Source organism: Micromonospora sp. NPDC049274 (assembly GCF_040678875.1).
Taxonomy (GTDB): domain Bacteria; phylum Actinomycetota; class Actinomycetes; order Mycobacteriales; family Micromonosporaceae; genus Micromonospora.
Genome location: NZ_JBFAQS010000004.1, coordinates 8,613 through 29,538 on the forward strand (window position 1 = coordinate 8,613; position 20,926 = coordinate 29,538).

The following is a 20,926-nucleotide window of genomic DNA, read 5'->3' on the forward strand; positions in this document are numbered from 1 at the left end:
CGTCAGGTGCTCGGCCCGGTGGTGGTGAGGGCCACCACCGGGCCGAGCACGAAGACGGCGGGCGGGCCGACGCTCTCCCGGGTGGCGACCGCGCCGATCTCGTCCAGCCGGGCCGGCACCGACCGCTGGCCGGGCAACCCGGCGTCCTGCACGGCCAGCACCGGGCTCTCCGGGGCGCGACCGTGCTCGATCAGCACCGTCGCGATCTTGGCGATGGTGTCGACGGCCATCAGCAGCACGACGGTGCCCCGGGCGCGGGCCAGCGCCGCCCAGTCGACGAGCGAGTCGGGGTGCCCGGGCGGCAGGTGCCCGGAGACCACTGTGACGTCGTGCGCCACGCCCCGGTGTGTGACAGGCACACCGGCGAGGGCCGGCGCGGCGAGGGCGCTGCTCACCCCGGGGACCACTGTCACCGGTACGCCGGCCGCCACGCAGGCCTGCACCTCCTCGTGGCCGCGTCCGAAGACGTACGGGTCGCCGCCCTTGAGCCGGACCACCCGGCGGCCGGCGCGAGCGTGCGCCACCAGGGCCGCGTTGATCGCGTCCTGGGCCATCGACGGGCCACGGGGCACCTTGGCGGCGTCGATGACAAGCACGTCGGGGCGTAGTCCGGCGAGCAGCCCCTGCGGAGCCAACCGGTCGACCACGACGACGTCTGCGGCGTCGAGCAGGGCCTTTCCGCGTACCGTGATCAGGTCGTCGGGGCCCGGCCCGCCGCCGACCACGGCGACCGAACCGTGGTCGTGGTGATGGTCGTGTCCGTGGTGATGGTGGTGGCCGACCGGGTCGTCGGGGTGGTCGTGCGGGCGTTGCGGGCGGCCCACCTTGTCGGCGAAGCCGGGCATCAGCACCCGGTACGCGCAGGTGTCGCAGTTCATCCGGATGTCCCCGCCCAGCGCCTCGGCGTGGCGTTCGAGCACCAGGTCGGCGAGGGCGTCGCAGTCGCCGATCACCTCGGCGACCCGGACGTCCAGGTCGGGGTGGGCGGCGGCGAACTCCGCCGACTGGGCGACGATCCGGTCGGGCAGCACCCCGGCGAACAGGAAGTACGGCGCGACGACGATCCGCCGCGCGCCGAGGCGACGCAACCGGTCCAGCACCTCCGGCACCGACGGAGACGCCAGCGAGATGAACCCCGGCTCGACGCCCGCGTAGCCGCGTCCCTCCCACAGCAGCCGGGCGACCTTGGCCACCTCGGCGTTGGCGTCCGGGTCGGTCGACCCACGCCCGATCAACGCGACCCAGGTGCCGGCCCGGTCGACGTCGACCGGAGAAGCGTCGACCGGAGGAGCGCCGGCCGGCGAAGGGTCGGCCGGTGCGGTGTCGGCCAGCGCCGCGTCGATGCGCTCCGCGAGGGCCTCGTGCAGCAGCGGGTGTGGGCCGAGCGGACGACCGTAGCGGTAGGTCAGCCCGGGGTGGCGCTGCTGCTCGCGTCCCATGGCGGCGGGGATGTCGCCCTTGCCGTGCCCGGCGGCGGTGAGCACCAGCGGCAACGCCACGAGTGCCCGGTGCCCGCGCGCGACGAGCGCGCCGACGGCGTCGGTGAGCGGTGGACGGGACAGCTCGATGAAGCCGCCCTCGACGTCGCCGACGTCGCCGCGACGGCGGACGCGCTCGACGAGCGCGGCGAACTGGTCGACCCCGGCCGCGCTGCGCGTGCCGTGCCCGACGATGACCAGAGCGGTCATGACTTCTCCTCGGTATAGAGCAGGGCGTTGAGGGCGGCGGCGGCGACCGCCGAGCCACCCTTCTCCCCCATGTTGGACACGGCGGGCAGGCCGCTGGCCCGCAGCGCCGCCTTCGACTCGGCGGCCCCCACGAAGCCGACCGGCAGGCCGACGACGAGCGCGGGCGCGGCGTCCAGGGTGAGTAGTTCGACGAGCGCGGTCGGCGCGCAGCCCACCACCCACACCGCGCCGGGGCCGACCCGGTCCAGTGCGATCCGCACGGCTGCCGCCGAGCGGGTGATTCCGGCCGCGCGGCCCAGCTCGGCGGCGGCCGGTTCGGCGACCGGGCAGACCACCTCCAGGCCGGCCCGGGTGATGCCGGCGGCGACCATCGCCACGTCGGTGACCACCGGGGCCCCGGCGCGCAGCGCCGCCAGCCCCGACTCCAGGGCGGCCTCGTCGCAGACCAGCTCGTCGACGTACGCGAGGTCGGCGCTGGCGTGCACCACCCGCTCGGTCACCGCCCGGGTCAGCGGCGGCAGGTGCGACAGGTCGACCCGCTCCCGCAGGATGCGGTACGACTCCACCTCGATCGGATGCACCACCCGGCTCATCGGGCTCCTTCCTGAGGGTCGAGCACGCGGATCGCGTCGACCGGGCAGATCTCCAGGCACTCCAGGCAGCCGGTGCAGCGGTCGGCGCGGACCGTCAGTCCGCCGGCCACCGGCCGGATCGCGTGCGTGGGGCAGGTGAGCAGGCAGGCCCCGCAGCCCTGGCAGGCGTCGATGGTCACGAGCGCCACCGGTACCCCCTGGGTGTGACCATCCGGCCGGCGACCAGCCGGGTGTCGCTGCTGCCGACGACCACGACGCTGTACATGTCGACGACCGCCGGGTCCAGGGTGGCGAGGGTCGCCAGGTGCACCCGTTCGCCGGGCCGGCTGGCGTTGCGCACCACGCCGACCGGGGTGTCCGGGGGCCGGTGCCCGGCGAGAATGCCGAGCGCCTTGCCGAGCTGCCAGTCACGCGCCCGGCTGCGCGGGTTGTAGAACAGCGTCACGAAGTCACCCTCGGCGGCGGCTGTCACCCGCCGCTCGATGACCTCCCACGGGGTGTGCAGGTCGGACAGGCTCACGTAGGCGTGGTCGTGGCCGAGCGGCGCGCCGAGCAGCGCCCCGGCGGCGAGCGCGGCGGTCACCCCGGGCACACCGACCACGTCGATGCGCTCGTCGGCGTACTCCAGGGCGGGGCTCGCCATCGCGTACACCCCGGCGTCGCCGGACCCGACAAGCGCGACCGCCCGGCCGGCGGCGGCCTCCGCGACGGCCGCGCGGGCCCGGGCCTCCTCCGCGCCCAACCCGCTGGACAGCACCCGGGTGCCCGGCCGCAGCACGTCGCGTACCTGGTCGAGGTACTGGTCGAGGCCGACCACCACCGCCGCGCGACGCAGCTCCGCCACCGCGCGGGGGGTCCGCAGATCGGCGGCGCCCGGCCCGAGGCCGACGACTGCCAGCCGGCCGCGTGGCGCGTGCCGGGCCACGGCCACTGTCGCCATCGCCGTCGCGGTCTTCGGAACCAGCAGCGTCGCGTCGTCGGCCCGGCCGTCCGGGCCGAGCAGCGCGGCGGCCTCCGCGACGCTCGGCGTGCCGACCGCCGCGCGGACCACCTCGCTGGGATGCGGCACGTCGACCGCCGCCAGGCGCGTCGCCGGCCAGGTCACCAGGGGTACGCCGAGCGCGTCGGCGGTGCTGCGGATGCCCACCTCGTCGGCCTTGACGTCGGCGCTGGCCAGGCAGCGCAGGCTCGCCGGGTCGAGGCCGGCCTCGGCCAGCGCCCGGTGCAGCAGCTCGGTGACCTCGGCGGCCGGTACGCCCCGACTCGCGCCCACACCGGCGACCAGCGACGGCGGCCGCAGCACCGCGGTCCGCTCGTCGAGCGCCACCACCCGATCGGTGACCAGCAGCCGATATCCGGCGGCCCCGCTGCCGGCGGCGGCGTTGGCGGCGGCGGCGTTGTCGGCGGCGGTGGCGTTGTCGGCGGCGGACTTGTCGGCGGCGTGGACGTTCGGGGGCAGGGCGGGCAGCGGCCAGGCGGCGTCGGCGATCAGCTCGACCGGTTCGCCGTCCAGGATGGCCCGGGACACGGCGGCGACCGCGCCCTGCACGGGCCAGCCGAGGGTGTCCAGGCCCGGCAGCCCGACCGCGTCGGTGGCGGTGGTGATCACCGGTCGGGCGTCCAGCAGGGCGCCGACGGCCTCGGCGAGGTCGTTGCCGCCGCCGGCGTGACCGCCGAGCAGCGCCACGGCGTGTCGGGCCGCCTCGTCGACGACCACCACGGCCGGGTCGGTGCGCTTGTCACCGAGCAGCGGCGCGACGACGCGCACCACCGCGCCGGTGGCCAGGAACGCCACCACGGCGTCGTAGCGTGTCCAGGCCGTCCGCAGCGCGGCGGTGACGTTCTCCCCCTCGACCAGCCGTGCGTGTGGCCAGGCCGCGGCGACAGTGTGGGCGTGTCGACGGCCGGCGGCGGTGGCCGCCACCAGGCCGATCCGGGCGGGCGGGTTCTGGTCGGTCACGGGCGCTCCCCGGTGAGGACGACCACCGGGTTGGTGGCCGCGAGACGGATCGACCCACCGGGCAGGTCGGCGAGGCGGGCGGCGGAGAGCTGGCTGCCCTCGACGGTGTAGCCGGCGGCCCGCAGCAGGCCCACGGCCGGCGCGACGCGGTCCAGCGCGGCCAGGGTGAGCACCACCCGCTCGGGTCGACGGGCCACCACGGCGGGCACGACGTCGACGCCGCCACCGCCGACGAAGACCGCGTCCGGTTCGGGCAGCCCGACCAGCGCCGCCGGAGCCCGCCCGACGACGACCCGGACGGTGACGGCGTGCGCCGCCGCGTTGTCCCGGATCGTCGCGGCACTGGCGGCGTCCTGCTCGACGGCGAGCACGGCCGCGCCGAGCAGCGCGCACTCGATGCCGACCGAGCCGCTGCCCGCGCCGACGTCCCAGATCAGCCGGCCCAGGCGCGGCCGCAGCCGAGCGACGACGAGGGCACGCACCTCCGACTTGGTGATCATCGAGTCGCGGTGGGCGTACCGGCCCTCCGGCAGCGCCCAGCCGCCGGCCGGCGCGGCGGCGGGCTGGTTGTCGGAGCGCATCCCACCTGGTGCGACCCGACCGGACGCGGCGTCGGCAGGCGCGACGTCGGTGGCGGTGTTGGTGTCCGCGTGGCTGAGCAGGACGTGCGGGTCGGACCAGGTCTCGGTGGCGGCCTGCGCGGGGGTCACCGCGCGGACCCGTTCCGCGTCGGTGCCCAGGTGCTCGGCGACCAGCAGGCGGCGGGGCCAGCCGACCAGGCCTGCGCCCAGCTCGGCGGCGCCGGCGCCGGGCGCGGTGAGCACCGCGACCAGCGGCAGAGCCCGGCAGGCGTTCAGGGCCGGGCGCGGGTCGCGGCCGTGCGCGGTGACCACGGCGGCCCCGTCCCAGGGCAGTCCGGCACGGGCGAACGCGGCGGCCACGCTGGACACGGCAGGCACCACCCGCAGCGGCAGTCCGGCGGCACGCAGCCGCCGGACGATGCCGAACAGGCCGGGATCGCCGCTGGCCAGCACCACGGCCGGCACCCCGGCGGCGACGGCGACGCTCAGCCGGTCGACGGCCGGGGCGAGCGGCCCGAGGACGACGGTGTCCACGCCGGCCGGCACGGCAACGGCGGCCAGGTGCCGGGCCGCCCCGACGACCAGCCCGGCCGCGGCCAGCGCGGGTGCGAGCGCGGGATGAAGCGCGGCACCCGCGGCGTCCAGGCCGACCACTGTCACCAGCGGGTTCGCGGACGTCCGGCTCATCGGGGCCACCGGCCCGACGAGGCGACCACGTGCGCTCCGGCGAAGTCGACCATCGCCACGTCCACTGTGACAGTCGGCCCGGCGAAGCGCCGCAGCACCTGACCGACCCGCTGGCAGAGCAGGTCCCCGGCCGGACCGAGCAACCCGGCGGCCTCCCACAGCTCGTACGCGTGCCGACCGGTGTTCGCCTCGGTCACGGCGGCGACAAGCGCCGGATCGCCACCGGCGTCTGCCGTCACCGCGCCGAGCAGGGACAGGTCCACCTTGGAGCGGGTGTAGTGGGTCATCAGGATGCCCGCCGCGAGTTTGGCGAGCTTGCCGGCCATGCCGACGAACACCACACCTGTCATCGCGTCGTCCACGGCGGCGGTCACGGCGGCGCCGGTGAAGTCCCCGACCTCGACGAAGCAGACCTCGGGCAGGTCGGGCAGCAGCGCGCGGGCGGCCCGCTCGGTACGCCCGCCGGTGCACAGCACCACGGCCCGCTCGCCCTGGGCGGCCATCACGTGCACGGCCTGCACGACGCTGGCCCGCCAGGAGGCGGTGGAGAAGGGCCGGACGATGCCTGTGGTGCCGAGGATCGAGATGCCACCCAGGATGCCGAGCCGCCGGTTGGTGGTCTTGCGGGCCATGATCTCGCCCCGGGGCACGCTGATGACCACGCGGACACCGACCTCGGTGAGGTCGACGACCTCGGCCACCGCCTCGCCGATCATCCGGCGTGGTGTGTCGTTGATGGCCGGGCCACCGACCGCGAGCCCGAGGCCCGGTTTGGTGACGGTGCCGACGCCGGGACCGCCGGCCAGCCGCAGCCCGGGGACGTCGGTCCAGTCCACGGTGGCGGTCAGCTCGGCGCCGTGGGTGACGTCCGGGTCGTCACCGGCGTCCTTGACGACGACCGCCTCGGCCCGCACCGGTGGCGTGCCGGTCACCTCGCAGCGTTCCACTCCGAAGCGCACCCGCCGACCGGCGGGCAGGCCGATCTCCACGTCCGGCTGGATCTCCCCGGTGACCAGGGCGGTGACCGCCGCCTTCGCCGCCGCCGTCGCGCAGGCGCCGGTCGTCCACCCCGTCCGCAGGGCGGTGGGCCGGACCTTCGCCGTACGCGGCAGGTCCGGCTCGCGCAGGGGCGGCTCGGCGTACGTCACTGTGTGCCTGTTCCTCCGGCGCGGCCGCCGGTCTGGCGGCGCAGCTCGGCGCGGGCGGCCGGCTCGGCCCGGCGGAAGGTGTGGAAGTGCCCGGGGTGGTACAGGTGCGAGCGGGTGCCCTCGGCGGCGAGGGCCGGCCCGACCAGGAACAGGGTGTGCTTCCACAGCCTGTGCTGCTTGACGGTGGCCTCCAGGGTGCCGACCGTGCAGCGCACCACCAGCTCGTCGGGCCAGGTCGCCTGGTACGCCACCACGGCCGGGGTGTCCTCCGGGTAGCCGCCGGCCAGCAGCTCGGCCTGCACCTGGCCGGAGCGGGCAGCGGAGAGGAACAGCGCCATGGTGGTGCCGTGCCGGGCGAAGTCGCGGACCCGCTCGCCGGGCGGCATCGGGGTCTTGCCGCCTTCGAGGCGGGTGAGGATCACCGACTGGGCCACCTCGGGGACTGTCAACTCCCGCCCGACGAGCGCCGCGACGGCGGTGAACGAGGACACCCCGGGCACGATCTCCACGGCCAGGTCGAGCGTCCGGCACAGGTCCAGTTGCTCCTGCACGGCGCCCCAGAGCGCCGGGTCGCCGGAGTGGATGCGGGCCACGGTGAGCCCCCGCGCGGCGGCGCGCTCGTACAGCGGCAGCACGCCCTCGATGGGTAGCTGCGACGAGTCGACGATCTCCGCGTCGGGGCGGGCGTGGTCGAGGACGTCGGCGTGCACCAGGCTGGCCGCCCAGATCACGATGTCTGCCGCGGCGATGACCCGGGCGGCCCGCAGGGTCAGCAGGTCCGCCGCACCCGGGCCGGCCCCGACGAACCACACCTTGCCGTTGCTTGTCACAGCTTTCCTCCTCGGTGCTCGCGGCGGGCCGGAACCAGCAGCGTCGACAGGTACGGCAGGTCGTGGTCGCTGTCGTCGACCGGCCCGATCCGTTCGCCGGGCAGCCCGAGGCTGCGCCCGAGCACCGCGTCGGCGAGACGGCCCTGCCGGCGCAGCTCGGCGAGCAGCTCCGGATGCCGCCGCCAGCCCTTGTAGGCGACAACGGTGCCCGGCCCGGCGAGGGCGTCGGCGAACAGCGCCAACCCGGCGGTGGCCGGCAGCAGGGTCAGCGGTTCGCGTCCCTCGCAGAGCGGGGTGCCGCTGCGGGCGGCCAGCTCCTGCATGGCTGTCACGCCGGGAACGGTCGCCACCCGCACCGCCGGGCGCAGGGCCCGGACGCTCTGCGCCAGATAGCCGAAGGTGGAGTAGACGTTGGGGTCGCCGATGGTGGCGAACGCCAGGGACCGCGCGCCCGCGTCGATCGCCTCGACCACCACCCGGGCGGCGTCGTCCCAGGCCGCCGTCCGGCGGGCGGTCACCCCGCCCCGGTCGTCGAGGGCGAACGGCAGTCGACGCAGCCGGTCCGCCGGCACGTACTCCCGGACGGTCGCCTCGGCCCGCCCGGCCTCCGCGCCCGGCGCTGCCGCACCGGCCGTCCCGGTCGACTCGCCCCGGTCCGCCATCACGGGTACGAAGATCACGTCGGCCTCGCGCAGCAACCGCACGGCCTTGACGGTGAGCAGCTCCGGGTCACCCGGTCCGACACCGACCCCGGTGAGCGTGGCGTCGGCGCTCACCGGCACGCCTCGACCAGTCGGCGGGCGGCTGCGGGGTGGCCGGCCCAGTGGGTGTGCAGGTAGGAGGCGTGCACCCGGCCCGTGACGAAGCCGTGCTCGGTGTCGTTCCAGCGCCACGCCGACGTCTCGCCGTGCCCCGGGTCGGTGGTGGTGCGGTGGAACTCGTGACCGCGTACCGGCGCGCCGGCGCGTGCCACCGGGCTGTCGGTGACCGCCGTCGCCTCGCGATAGCCGAGGGTGAGCCGGCCGGTCATCCGGGCGGCCAGGGCCAGCCGACCGCACATCGGTACGCCGTCCAGCGATCGCCCGAGGTAGAGCAGACCGGCGCACTCGGCCACGATCGGCCCGTCGAAGTCGGCCAACTCGGCCCGGAGCGTGCCGTTGCCGGCCAACTCCTGGGCGTACGCCTCGGGGAAGCCGCCGCCGATCACGACCGCGCGCGTGCCGGCGGGCAGGGCCGGGTCGCGCAGCGGGTCCACGGTGACGACGTCCGCGCCCGCGGCGGTGAGCAGTTCGGCGGTCTCCGCGTACGAGAAGGTGAACGCCGGACCGCCGGCGAGCGCGACAACTGGGCGTTCTTCGCCGGCCGGCCCGTCGACGGCGACGACCGGGTCCCACGCCGAGGTGGTCAGCGGCGGGGCGCTGCGGGCCAGGTCGAGCACGGCGTCGAGGTCCACGGTGGCTTCCACCAGCTCGGCGAGCGCGGTGACGATGGCGACGGATTCGGGTGCCCGCTCGGCGACCGGCACCAGCCCGAGGTGCCGGGCCGGCGCGGCGACCTCGGCGGCGCGGGTGACCGCCCCGAGCACCGGTACGCCCACCTCGGCGAGGGCGTCGCGCAGCAGCGACTCGTGCCGGGGCGAGCCGACCCGGTTGAGGATCACCCCGCCGATGCGTACCGCGGGGTCGAAGGCGGCCATGCCCAGCGTCAGCGCGGCGGCCGAGCGGCCCTGCGCGGTGGTGTCCAGCACCAGCACCACCGGCGCGTCGATAAGCCTGGCGACATGCGCGGTGGAGGCGAAGTCGCGGCGACCCACCGCGCCGTCGTGCAGGCCCATCACCCCTTCCACGACGGCGATGTCGGCGGGCGTCGGGGTGCTCGCGCCGTGGCGCAGCAGAGCGGCGATCCGCTCGGGCCCGACCAGGAACGGGTCGAGGTTGCGCCCGGGCCGTCCGGCGGCGAGGGCGTGGTAGCCGGGGTCGATGTAGTCCGGGCCGACCTTGTGCGGGCTGACCGTCAGACCGCGACGGCGCAGCGCGGCGAGCAGCCCGGTGGCGACAGTCGTCTTGCCGTGGCCGCTGGCCGGCGCGGCGACGACCACCCGGGGCAGCGACCAGGGCGCGCTCACCACTCGATGCCCTTCTGGCCCTTCTGACCGGCGTCCATCGGGTGCTTTACCTTGGTCAGCTCGGCCACCAGGTCGGCGGCGGCGACGAGACGCGGGTCGGCGTCGCGGCCGGTGATGACGACATGCTGGAAGCCGGGCCGGTCGGCCAGGGTGGCGACGACCTCGTTGACGTCCACCCAGCCCCACTTCATCGGGTAGGTGAACTCGTCCAGCACGTACAGCCCGTACCGCTCGGCGGCCAGGTCGCGTTGGATCTGTCGCCAGCCCTCCAGGGCGTCGGCGGCGTGGTCGGCCTCGCCGCCGCGCTGGATCCAGGACCAGCCCTCGCCCATCTTGTGCCAGGCCACCGGCGCGCCCTGACCGGTGCGCTCGTGGACCTCGCCGAGCGCCCGGAAGGCGTTCTCCTCGCCGACCCGCCACTTGGCGCTCTTGACGAACTGGAACACGCCGATCGGCAGGCCGGCGGTCCAGGCCCGCAGCGCCAGCCCGAAGGCCGCCGTCGACTTCCCCTTCATCTGTCCGGTGTGGACGATAAGCAGTGGTCGGTGCCGCCGCTGCCGGGTCGTCAACCCGTCGGCGGGCACGTGAGTCGGCTGTCCCTGCGGCATCAGCGATCTCCCTTGTCTCCGGCTGAGGGTTGGGCCACGTCGGCTAGTTGGTGGCGGGGGGCATTCAGCTGGCGGGCCAGGCGACTGGCCAGGTTCAGACGTACCGGGCCGGATTCGCAGTCGACGACCACGCAGGAGACGCCCGTCGCTGCCAGGGCCTTCGCGGCTGCTGCCGCGCGATCCAGTGGACGGGTGCCGGCGGTGGCTCGGCCGTCGGTGACGATGAGCACCAGCGGGCGGCGCTTCGGGTCGCGCAGGCGCTCCAGCAGCAGCAGATCGGCGGCGGCGAGCAGCCCCTCGGCCAGCGGCGTACGCCCGCCGGTCGGCAGCTCGGCCAGCCGGGTCGAGGCGGCCAGCACCGACGAGGTCGCCGGCAGCAGCGTCCGCGCGCCGGCGCCCCGGAAGGCGATCACCGCGACCTTGTCCCGCCGCTGGTAGGCGTCGGTGAGCAGGGCGAGGACCGCGTCCTTGACGGCGGTCATCCGCTGCCGGGCGCCCATCGAGCCACTGGCGTCCACCACGAACAGCACGAGGTTGCCCTCGCGTCCCTCGCGGACGGCCTCCCGCACGTCGTCCGGGCGCAGTCGCAGCGGTCCGGCCAGCCGTCCCCGCAACGCCTGGTGCGGCGCGGCGGCGCGGATCGTGGCCGGCAGGTGCAACGCGGCGACCCGCCCGGCCGGCGCCCGGGCGCCGGTGGTGCGCCCCCGACCGGTGCGGGCCCGCGAACGCCGGCCGGGCACGCCGTCACCGACGCCGGGCGCGGTGAGCAGCCGGGCCCGCAACCCACCCCGGGGTACGGCCGCCGGCTGGGACGCCCCGCCGCGGGTCGGGTCGTCAGCGGCCGCCGATTCCCGGCCTCCGCGCCGGCGCGAGTTCTGACCGTCGTCACCCCGGTCACCCGCCTGGGGCCGCGACCAGCCATCGTCGTCGCCCGGCTGGCGCTGCGGCCACCCGTCGTCGCCTCGGTCGCCCGACTGGCGCTGCGGCCACCCGTCGGGGCCGTCGGTGCGTCCGTCCGGGCCACTGCCGTCGCGTGCCGCCGAGTGCCCGGCCGACCCGGGTGCACCCTGCTCGGCCCCGTCGCCGCTGCCGTCGCCCTGGGGGCCGCCACCACTCGGGCCGCCACCGTTCGGGCCGCCACCGTTCGGGCCGCCACCGTTCGGGCCGCCATCGCCGGCCGGGCCACCGTTCGGGCCGCCACCGCCGGCCGGGCCACCGCCCTGGGGACCCCCGTCGTCCGGGCCACGGTCCTGGGGGCCGTCGTCGTCCGGGTCGTCGGGGTGCGCGTCCTGGGCGCGCTGCAACGCCTCGTCGAGGCGCTTTTCGTCCAGGCCCGGGGTGTCGAACGGGTCGCGGCGTCGGCGGTGCGGCAGGGCGAGGCGGGCGGCGACCCGGACGTCGTCGATGGTGACCCGGTCCCGGCCGTGCCAGGCGGCGTGGGCGAGAGCGGTCCGGGCGGTGACGATGTCGGCGCGCATGCCGTCCACGTCGAACGCCGCGCACACCTCGGCGATCTGGCGCAGGGCGGCGTCGGGCAGGCGTACTCCGGGAAGCCGGTCGCGGGCGGCGGCCACCTGCGCGGCGATCTCCGCGTCGGCGTCGGCCCAGCGGGCGGCGAAACCGACCGGGTCCGCGTCGGCGGCGAGCCGGCGGCGCACCACCTCGACCCGGACGGCCGGGTCCCGGCTGGCGCCTACCTCGACGGTGAGCCCGAACCGGTCGAGCAACTGCGGGCGCAGCTCCCCCTCCTCCGGGTTCATGGTGCCGACCAGCAGGAACCGAGCGGCGTGGCTGACCGAGACGCCCTCGCGCTCGACGTGGCTGCGGCCCATCGCCGCCGCGTCGAGCAGCAGGTCGACGAGGTGGTCGTGCAGCAGGTTGACCTCGTCGACGTAGAGCACCCCCCGGTGGGCGGCGGCGAGCAGACCCGGCTCGAACGCGCGTACGCCCTCGCCGAGGGCCTTCTCCAGGTCGAGCGAGCCGACGACCCGGTCCTCGGCGGCGCCGACCGGCAACTCCACCAGCCGGGCGGGACGCGTCTCGGCGGCGGCGTCGGCCGGATGAGGGCCGTCCGGGCAGCCCGGGTCCGGCTCGACCGGGTCGCAGCCGAAGCGGCAACCGGCGACCCGGCGCACCGGGGGCAGCAGCGCGGCGAGCGCTCGCACGGCCGTGGACTTGGCGGTCCCCTTCTCGCCCCGCACGAGGACTCCGCCGATCGCCGGGGACACCGCGTTGAGCAGCAGCGCCAACCGCATGTCGGCCATGCCGAGCACCGCGCTGAACGGATAGATCGTCACTGTGCTTCCTTCGTTCGCGACTGCGGGGCTCGCAAAACCGGCTCACTCCTCGCGCTCATGCCCGGTCCTCCAGGTCGCCCTCGCTGGCCAGGTACGTGTCGCGCAGCCGGTCCAGGGTGGCCGGCTCCGGTTTGGCCCACAGCCCCCGGTCGGCGGCCTCCAACAACCGCTCGGTGATGCCCCGCAACGCCCACGGGTTGGACTGCTCCAGGAACTCCCGGGTCGTGTCGTCGAACAGGTACGCGGCGGCCAGGTGCTCGTACATCCAGTCGTCGACCACGCCGGCGGTGGCGTCGTAGCCGAACAGGTAGTCCACGGTGGCGGCCAGCTCGAAAGCGCCCTTGTAGCCGTGCCGGCGCATCGCGGCGATCCACTTCGGGTTTACCACCCGGGCCCGGAACACCCGCCGGGTCTCCTCACCCAGGGTGCGGGTACGCACGTCGTGCGGCATGGCCGAGTCACCCACGTACGCCTGCGGTGACGTGCCCGTGAGGTGGCGGACCATCGCCACCATCCCACCGTGGTACTGGAAGTAGTCGTCGGAGTCGACGATGTCGTGCTCGCGGGTGTCCTGGTTCTTCACGGCCACCGCGATGCGGGCGAAGGAGCGTTCCATGTCGGCGCGTGCCTCCCGCCCGTCCAGGCCCCGGCCGTACGCGTAACCGCCCCATACCGCGTACACCTCGGCCAGGTCGGCGTCGCTGCGCCACGTCCGGGCGTCGATCAGCGGCAGCAGGCCCGCGCCGTACGCCCCGGGCTTCGAGCCGAAGATCCGGGCGGTCGCGCGCCGCTCGTCCCCGTGCTCGGCGAGGTCGGCGGCGACGTGCGCCCGCAGGTAGTTGTCCTCGTCCGGCTCGTCCAGCGCGGCGACGCGGCGGACGGCGTCGTCGAGCAGCGCCACGACGTGCGGGAACGCGTCACGGAAGAAGCCGGAGATGCGCACTGTCACGTCGACGCGCGGGCGGCCCAACTCGACGGTCGGCACCACCTCGACGCCTGTGACCCGCCGGGACCGTTCGTCCCAGACCGGGCGGCAGCCCAACAGCGCGAGCACCTCGGCGATGTCGTCGCCCTGGGTCCGCATCGCGCTGGTGCCCCACACGGTCAACCCCACCGAGCGGGGGTACGTGCCGGTGTCGGCGAGGTGCCGGGCCAGCAGCGAGTCCGCGAGGGCCACACCGACGTCCCACGCGTTGCGGCTGGGGATGGCCTTCGGGTCGACGGAGTAGAAGTTGCGGCCGGTGGGCAGCACGTTTACCAGGCCCCGGGTGGGTGAGCCGGACGGGCCGGGCGGCACGAACCGGCCGTCGAGCGCGCCGAGGGTGTTGGTCAGCTCGTCGGTGGTGCGCGCCAGCCGGGGCACCAGTTCGGTGGCCGCGAAGCGCAGCACGGCGGCGGCGTCCGGGATCGACTGCCCGGTCACCTCCACGACCACCGCGTCGACGGCCTCGGCGTCCCAGTCCAGGGTCTCCATTCCGGTGACCAGCCGTCGCGCGAGGGCCTCGATCAGGTCGACCGCGTCGGCGGCGGTGCCGGCCGGCCCGTCCACCGCGTCGGTAAGCGCGACCGGCAGGGCGATCCGCTGCCCCGGCGACGCGAGCAGCTCCTGCTCGTCGAGGCCGTACGCGGCGGCGAGGGCCTGCCGCAGGCCGGGCAGGGCGTGCTTGCCGCCCCAGATCTGCGGGGCACGCAGCACGGCGAGCACCAGGTTGACCCGGGGCTCGCCGGTCGGCGCGTCGGCGAGGATGTGCAGCCCGTCGCGGATCTGCACGTCCTTGACCTCGCACAGGTACCCGTCGAGGTGCAGCACGAAGTCGTCGAAGTCGTCGGCGTCGGGCATCGCCTCGGCGTGCAGGTCGTGATGCAGCTCGGCGGCGCGGACGAGGTCCCAGATCTGCGCCCGCACGGTGGGCACCTTGGCCGGGTCGAGCGCCTGCACTGTCGCGTACTCGTCGAGCAGTTGCTCCAGTTTGGCCAGGTCGCCGTAGGTCTCGGCGCGGGCCATCGGCGGCACCAGGTGGTCGATGACCACGGCGTGCGCGCGGCGCTTGGCCTGGGTGCCCTCGCCGGGGTCGTTGACGATGAACGGGTAGACGAGCGGCAGGTCGGCGAGGACCGCGTCGGGCGCGCAGTCGGCGGCCAGGCCGAGGCCCTTGCCCGGCAGCCACTCCAGGGTGCCGTGCTTGCCCAGGTGCACCACGGCGTCCGCGCCGAACCCACCGTCCGCGACCGGCGCGGCCAGCCAGCGGTACGCGGCCAGGTAGTGGTGGCTCGGCGGCAGGTCCGGGTCGTGGTAGATGGCGATCGGGTTCTCCCCGAAGCCGCGGGGTGGCTGGATCAACAGCACCACGTTGCCGAAGCGCAGCCCGGCCAGCACGATGTCGCCGCCCTCGGTGTACAGCTCGCCGGGCGGCTCACCCCAGTGCTCCCGCATCCGCTCGCGCAGCTCGGCCGGGACCTGGTCGAACCACCGCCGGTAGGTCTGCCCCGGTATCCGGGCCTCGGCGGCGGCCAGCTGCTCCGGAGTGAGCCACTCCACGTCGTGACCGCCGGCGGCGATCAGCGCGTGGATCAGCGCGTCGCCGTCCTCGGGTGGCGGCGCGTCACCCAGGTCGTAACCCGCCTCGGCGAGCGCGGCGAACAGCCGGACCGCCGAGACCGGGGTGTCCAGCCCGACGGCGTTGCCCACCCGGGAGTGCTTGGTGGGGTACGAGCTGAGGACGACGGCGACCCGCTTGTCGGCGTTGGGCACGTACCGCAGCCGGGCGTGGCGCACCGCGATGCCGGCCACCCGGGCGGCCCGCTCGGCGTCGGCGGCGTACACCGAGAGACCGTCGGCGTCGATCCGCTTGAACGAGAACGGCACGGTGACGATCCGGCCGTCGAACTCGGGAATCGCCACCTGCATGGCCGCGTCCAACGGGGACAGCCCGGCGTCGCTGCCGGCCCACTGTTCACGGGTGCTGGTGAGGCAGAGCGCCTGGATGACGGGCACGTCCAGGGCGGCGAGCGCGCCGACGTCCCAGGCGTCCTCGTCGCCGCCCCCGGAGGCGTCCGCGGCGACCGCACCGCCGGCCGCGAGCACGGTGACCAGCAGCGCGTCACAGCGGGCGAACAGCCCCAGCGGGCCGGCGCCGGTGGTCAGGCCGCGCAGCGAGCCACAGAAGATCGGCAGCGGGTTGCCCCCGGCCTCCCGCACGGCGTCGGCCAGCACGTCGACGAACGCGGTGTTGCCGGCGAGGGCGTGCGCCCGGTAGAAGACGATCCCCACGGTGGGCCGGTCCGGGTCGGCCGGGTGCTCGCCGTGCACCCCGTACGCCGGGGTGGGCGCGGGCGGAGCGAACCCCTCCCCCGTGAGCAGCACCGTGTCGCCGAGGAACCGGGCCAGGTGCCCGAGGTTGTCCGGCCCGCCCTCCACCAGGTACGCCAGCGCCTGGGTGACCACCCCGGACGGCACCGTGGAGACGGCCATCAGCTCCGCGTCGGGCACCGCCTCGCCGCCGAGCACGACAGTCGGCACGCCGGTGGCGAGCACCGCGGCGAGGCCGTCCGGCCACGCCTGCCGACCCCCGAGCAGGCGTACGACGGCCAGGTCGACCCCGTCGAGCAGGGCGGGCACCTCGTCGGCGGCGACCCGTGCGGGGTTGGCGAGCCGGTAGTCGGCGTCACTGGCGCGGGCGGCCAGCAGGTCGGTGTCGGCGGTGGAGAGCAGCAGAACGCGCACGGCAGGCTCCGGACGGTAACGCCGGCACGCTCGCGGGAGCGGCCTGGCGACGGATGGGCGCAGGGTTCAGCGGAGGCCGCGATCGGGCCCGCTCACCGGCGTACGGCCGGGGACGACGGGCGGCGCGGTCCGGAACTCAGCAGTGAACGGAGTCGATGCCGATCGCGGCGACGACACGGCCGCGGTGCGGGGAACGGCACGCGCCGTCGATGATGGAGACGCCAAGCGTCATCGGGTCCTCCTCGGGTGTCCACGCCCTGGGGTACGTCCCGACGGCCGAAGTATCCTGGCTTCCGGATCGACGCTCTCCCCCGGCCTTCCAACCGCAGACACACGGCCGTGACTCGCGAGGGGGGATCGCTCCCCGGTGACAGTGGCGGGACCGCGTCGGATTCGCACCGACTTCCTTCACTGCCGTCAGGCCGCGAATGCTGCCACACGGCAGCGCCGCCGGTCAACGCAGGTCGCGGCACCGCCGGCCGCGCTCACCTGCTCCGGAGCGGCGGCGCGACGAGTCTCACGTCACGAGTCTCACGCCGTCCCACGTCGTCCCACGTCGCCCCACGTCGTCTCACGCCGTCCCACGTCGTCCCACGCCGTCTCACGCCGTCCCACGTCATGAGCGCACGTCTGCGGCAGGCGCACACGCCGCCACTCGCCGACCCTGCGGATGCCGACGTCGCGAGGCCGCCGGTCGCAGGGCCGGCCAGCCGGTCGCAGGGCCAGCCGGTCGCAGGGCGCTCCCGCCAGCGGGAGGGTGAGGGTACGTGGGCCCTTTGGAGCTGATGTCGTGGGCGACATCGCTCTGACTCTCGCTCCCTGACCGCCGTTCGGTGCCGCGAGCCCCGATCGCCCTGCCTCCCGCTTCCCGGCTCCCGCCCACTGCCGCGAGCCCACCCGCTTCGTGACCCGTCCACCGCGCCAGCCCCGTCCACCGCACCCGACCCGTCCAACGCATCCGACCGGTCCACCGCACCTGGGCTTTCCTGAGCCGCGCGCCAGTCGGTCGGTTCGCTCCCACGGCGATGTCGTCAACCGCATCAGCTCCAAAGGCATCGACCACCACCCGCGAAGGGCCGAGCGGCGCTCGCCTCCGCGCAGAACAACCGACTCTGGGCGGCACCCCGATCAGCGGGCGTGACGGCTGATCGGGGCCAGCGGGCGTCGCCGCTCCAACGGCCAACGGGCGTCGCCGCTCCGGCGATCAGCGGGCGTGACGCTCCGGGTGCGCCCGGTTCCAAGTGCGCATCCGTTCCGGGTAGCCGGTGCGGGCCGCCTCGTACAGCGGAACCGCGTGCTTGCGCGCGATGGCGCCTGCGGCGCGGGGTGTGCCGGTGCGGCGGCGGATCCATTCGCCGTCGTGGGCGATCGCCACCACCGTGGTGTCGGTCGCGGTGGTCTCCGGTTCCAGGTAGAACTCCACTCCCCGACGGCTGGCGACGAATGCCTCCAGCGCGGCGAGGTCGTCCCGGGTGGCCTCGCGGTCCAGCTTCGTCGGGGTCGCCTCGGCGCCCCGTGACCGCCTGTTGAACCAGCTCATGCCCAGCCCTCTCTCCTCGGACGCCTCTCCAGTTCAGCACCGATTCCTGGCAATGGGCTGCGCGCCGGGTGGGAGAAATCTGGATCGCCGGGCCGCAGGGAAAGCGGGCCACAGGGACACGCGGCGCGCGGGAGGGGCGACACACCTCCCGCCATATCCAACATATACCGCATGGGGGGACTTGCGGCAAGGCCCCAGGTGTACCGCAGAATTGCCCGTCCAAGGCCAGGACCTGCGGAAACGGGAGCCAGCACATGCACAAGTCGTCGGCGGCGGACGCCGTGTTCGACCTTCCCGACAACCTCGCCGCCAAGGCCGATCCGGCGCTGATCGCCCGTGACGAGCAGCACTTCGCCGCCATCGCGGCGAGCCTGGAGCAGTCGATCGCGGACCTGTCCGACCGCCTCGACGCCGAGCGCCGGGCACCCGCCGGCAAGGGCCGCCAGGCGGTCGCCCGGGACGAGGAGGTCCGGCGGCTGACCGGTCGCCTGCGGGCCCTGCGCCGCTTCGGCCTGGACCTGTGCCTCGGACGCATCGTCAGCGCCGACGACCCCGAGCCCGTCTACATCGGGCGATTCGGCCTCACCGACGGGGGCGGTCGTCGGCTGCTGCTCGACTGGCGCTCCCCGGCCGCCGAGCCGTTCTTCGGGGCTACCCACGCCAACCCGATGGGCCTGGCCAGCCGCCGCCGGTACCGCTGGACCCTCGGCCGGATCCGCGACTACTGGGACGAGGTGTTCACCCCGGACGGGTTCGAGGGGCACGCGGCGCTCGACGACCAGTCCGCGTTCATCGCCAGCCTCGGCGGCAACCGGTCGGCCCGGATGCGCGACGTGCTCGGCACCATCCAGGCCGACCAGGACGCCATCATCCGGGCCGGATCGCGGGGCGCCCTCGTCGTCGACGGCGGTCCGGGCACCGGCAAGACAGTCGTGGCCCTGCATCGCACCGCGTACCTGCTCTACTCCGACCCGCGCCTCGGCCAGCGCCGCGGCGGGGTGCTGTTCGTCGGGCCGCACCAGCCCTACCTGGCGTACGTCGCCGACGTCCTGCCCAGCCTCGGCGAGGAGGACGTGCAGACCTGCACCCTGCGCGACCTGGTCCCCGAGGGTGCCGCGGCGACCGTGGAGGCCGACCCGGAGGTGGCCCGCCTGAAGTCCTCCGCCGACCTGGTGCGGGCGATCGAGGCGGCCGTGCGGTTCTACGAGGAGCCGCCGACCACGCCGACGACGGTCACGGCCGGCGACACCGACCTGCGGCTGAGCGCGGACGACTGGGCTCAGGCGTTCGAGGCGCCCGGACCCGGTACCCCGCACAACGAGGCGCGGGAGGAGATCTGGGCGGAGCTGCTGGCGATCCTGCTCGGGAAGTACGACGGCGACGAGTCGGACGAGCTGGTACGCCTGTCGCTGCTGCGCAACCGCGACCTGCGTACGGCGTTCCACAACGCCTGGCCGCTGCTCGATGCGACCGACATCGTCGCGGACCTGTGGTCGGTGCCCGCCTATCTACGCCGGTGCGCTCCCTGGCTCGGCCCCGACGACATCCGTCGGCTGCGGCGCGCGGACGCCCGCGCCTGGACGGTGTCCGACCTGCCGCTACTCGACGCGGCACGGCAGCGGCTCGGCGACCCGGAGGCGTCCCGGCGTGCCCGCCGCCACGAGGCCACCATCGCCGCCGAACGCGCGCGCATGGCCACTGTCGTCGACGAGTTGATCGAGGCGCACGCCTACGACGACGGTGAGGGCGTGCTGTCGAGCCTGCGTCAACTGGATCTGCAGGACGCGCTCGTCGACGAGGCAGTCCTGCCCCGCGCCGACCCGGATCTGCTGGCCGGCCCGTTCGCGCACGTCGTCGTGGACGAGGCGCAGGAGCTGACCGACGCGCAGTGGCAGATGCTGCTGTCGCGCTGCCCGTCGCGCAGCTTCACCATCGTCGGGGACCGCGCCCAGGCCCGGCACGGGTTCACGGAGTCGTGGCAGGAACGACTGGGGCGCATCGGGCTCGACCGGGTCACCATGACCTCGCTGAGCATCAACTACCGGACGCCGCAGGAGGTCATGGCGCAGGCCGAACCGGTCATCCGGGCCGTCCTCCCGGACGCGAACGTGCCGACGTCGATCCGCGCCAACGGCATCCCGGTTGCCCACGGATCGGTCCACGACCTGGACGCGATCGTCGACGGCTGGCTCGCGGAGCACGCCGACGGGATCGCCTGCGTCATCGGAGAGCCCACGTACCGACCGACGACTGATCGCGTCCGGTCGCTGACCCCGGAGCTGTCCAAGGGGCTGGAGTTCGACCTGGTAGTCCTCGTCAACCCGCAGACGTTCGGCGAGGGCATCCAGGGGGCTGTCGACAGGTACGTCGCGATGACCCGCGCGACCCAGCGACTCGTCGTCCTCGCCAACTCCTGACCTCGTAGGCTGCGGGACGTGTCGAATGACGTGCGGGAGGCGGCGGCGCACGACAACGCGCACTGGTGCGCCGCCGTGTGCGCCAGCCACGGGCTGACCGGCCGGATCGACGCCGACGCGTGGTCGGTGCCCCGCCGCTCCCCACAGTGGTATCCCGACGCCGTCACCCTGCGCCCCGGCGTCGACCCCGCAGCGCTGCTGGCGCGGATCGACGCCGGGGCCGGCGCATCGGTGAAGGACAGCTTCGCCGACCTCGACCTATCGGCGTACGGATTCCGGGTGCTCTTCGAGGCGCAGTGGATCCACCGCCCGCCCACCGACCCGCCGGCCAGCCCGCCGCTCACTCCGGTCACCAGCCCGGAAGGGCTGGCGGCCTGGGCTGGCGCGCACGGCGGCGGAGAGCTGTTCCGCCCGGAGCTGCTGGCCGACCCGCGCATCCGCGTGCTGGCCCGCCACGACGAGTCGGGCGCGGTCGTCGGCGGGGCGGTGGTCAGCGGCGACGACCCGTCCGGCGTCTCCAATGTGTTCGCCACCACCGGCGACCCCGCCTCGATCTGGCGTGGGGTCGTCGCCACCCGGCCCGGCGTCACAGTGGTCGGCTACGAGACCGCCCCCGACCTACCACCCGCCCGACGAGCCGGCTTCCGTCCCGCGGGCCCCCTCCGGGTCTGGCTCCGGTGATCATGAAGTTATGGGCGCGACACGCCGGCATCGACGACAATAACTTC

14 protein-coding genes, 1 pseudogene and 1 riboswitch are annotated in these 20,926 nt (G+C 75.1%); of the genes and pseudogenes, 2 read left to right on the top strand and 13 right to left on the bottom strand.

Features of this window, described 5'->3' with window-relative positions; genetic code table 11:
- Positions 1-2: 2 nt before the first annotated feature.
- From cobA to AB0K10_RS09080, 13 genes and pseudogenes are all read right to left on the bottom strand, one after another.
- Positions 3-1,688, bottom strand: coding sequence for a uroporphyrinogen-III C-methyltransferase (gene cobA, locus AB0K10_RS09020; RefSeq protein ID WP_363681468.1), 1,686 nt, complete (start codon positions 1,686-1,688; stop codon positions 3-5).
- Positions 1,685-2,281: a precorrin-8X methylmutase gene (locus AB0K10_RS09025; protein WP_363681470.1), complete on the bottom strand. Its 597-nt coding sequence runs from the start codon at positions 2,279-2,281 to the stop codon at positions 1,685-1,687. The genes cobA and AB0K10_RS09025 overlap by 4 nt, the downstream gene beginning before the upstream one ends.
- Positions 2,278-2,469, bottom strand: a complete 192-nt coding sequence (locus AB0K10_RS09030; protein ID WP_007460705.1) for a 4Fe-4S binding protein — start codon at positions 2,467-2,469, stop codon at positions 2,278-2,280. Before AB0K10_RS09030 ends, AB0K10_RS09025 begins: the two co-directional genes overlap by 4 nt.
- Positions 2,457-4,241, bottom strand: coding sequence for a precorrin-3B C(17)-methyltransferase (gene cobJ / locus AB0K10_RS09035; RefSeq protein ID WP_363681472.1), 1,785 nt, complete (start codon positions 4,239-4,241; stop codon positions 2,457-2,459). Before cobJ ends, AB0K10_RS09030 begins: the two co-directional genes overlap by 13 nt.
- Entirely contained in the window at positions 4,238-5,509 is a 1,272-nt protein-coding gene (gene cbiE / locus AB0K10_RS09040) for a precorrin-6y C5,15-methyltransferase (decarboxylating) subunit CbiE (protein ID WP_363681474.1), read from the bottom strand. Before cbiE ends, cobJ begins: the two co-directional genes overlap by 4 nt.
- The gene (locus AB0K10_RS09045) at positions 5,506-6,657 is read right to left on the bottom strand and encodes a cobalt-precorrin-5B (C(1))-methyltransferase (protein ID WP_363681476.1); all 1,152 of its coding nucleotides are present in this window, start codon (positions 6,655-6,657) and stop codon (positions 5,506-5,508) included. Before AB0K10_RS09045 ends, cbiE begins: the two co-directional genes overlap by 4 nt.
- Complete coding sequence (cobM, locus tag AB0K10_RS09050; RefSeq protein WP_363681478.1) at positions 6,654-7,487, bottom strand: precorrin-4 C(11)-methyltransferase; 834 nt, start codon at positions 7,485-7,487, stop codon at positions 6,654-6,656. Before cobM ends, AB0K10_RS09045 begins: the two co-directional genes overlap by 4 nt.
- Positions 7,484-8,263 carry a precorrin-2 C(20)-methyltransferase gene (gene cobI, locus AB0K10_RS09055; RefSeq protein WP_363681480.1) on the bottom strand — a complete coding sequence of 260 codons (780 nt, stop codon included), beginning with the start codon at positions 8,261-8,263 and terminating at the stop codon, positions 7,484-7,486. Before cobI ends, cobM begins: the two co-directional genes overlap by 4 nt.
- Positions 8,260-9,615, bottom strand: a complete 1,356-nt coding sequence (locus AB0K10_RS09060; protein WP_363681482.1) for a cobyrinate a,c-diamide synthase — start codon at positions 9,613-9,615, stop codon at positions 8,260-8,262. Before AB0K10_RS09060 ends, cobI begins: the two co-directional genes overlap by 4 nt.
- Positions 9,609-10,220 (bottom strand): cob(I)yrinic acid a,c-diamide adenosyltransferase, encoded by a 612-nt coding sequence (gene cobO / locus AB0K10_RS09065; RefSeq protein ID WP_363681484.1) that lies wholly within the window; start codon positions 10,218-10,220, stop codon positions 9,609-9,611. Before cobO ends, AB0K10_RS09060 begins: the two co-directional genes overlap by 7 nt.
- Positions 10,220-12,576 (bottom strand): annotated as a pseudogene (locus AB0K10_RS09070) (VWA domain-containing protein). Before AB0K10_RS09070 ends, cobO begins: the two are co-directional and overlap by 1 nt.
- Positions 12,573-16,241, bottom strand: a complete 3,669-nt coding sequence (gene cobN / locus AB0K10_RS09075) for a cobaltochelatase subunit CobN (protein ID WP_363681486.1) — start codon at positions 16,239-16,241, stop codon at positions 12,573-12,575. Before cobN ends, AB0K10_RS09070 begins: the two are co-directional and overlap by 4 nt.
- Before the next feature lie 279 nt (positions 16,242-16,520).
- Positions 16,521-16,650, bottom strand: a riboswitch (cobalamin riboswitch).
- Between the two features lie 795 nt (positions 16,651-17,445).
- Positions 17,446-17,781: a hypothetical protein gene (locus AB0K10_RS09080; protein WP_363681488.1), complete on the bottom strand. Its 336-nt coding sequence runs from the start codon at positions 17,779-17,781 to the stop codon at positions 17,446-17,448.
- 254 nt (positions 17,782-18,035) lie between these two features.
- Here AB0K10_RS09080 and helR point away from each other — a divergent pair, with 254 nt between their 5' ends.
- Both helR and AB0K10_RS09090 read left to right on the top strand, forming a co-directional pair.
- The gene (helR, locus tag AB0K10_RS09085; RefSeq protein ID WP_363681490.1) at positions 18,036-20,198 is read left to right on the top strand and encodes an RNA polymerase recycling motor ATPase HelR; all 2,163 of its coding nucleotides are present in this window, start codon (positions 18,036-18,038) and stop codon (positions 20,196-20,198) included.
- Positions 20,199-20,216: 18 nt separating this feature from the next.
- Positions 20,217-20,879 (top strand): hypothetical protein, encoded by a 663-nt coding sequence (locus AB0K10_RS09090; protein WP_363681492.1) that lies wholly within the window; start codon positions 20,217-20,219, stop codon positions 20,877-20,879.
- Positions 20,880-20,926 lie beyond the last annotated feature (47 nt).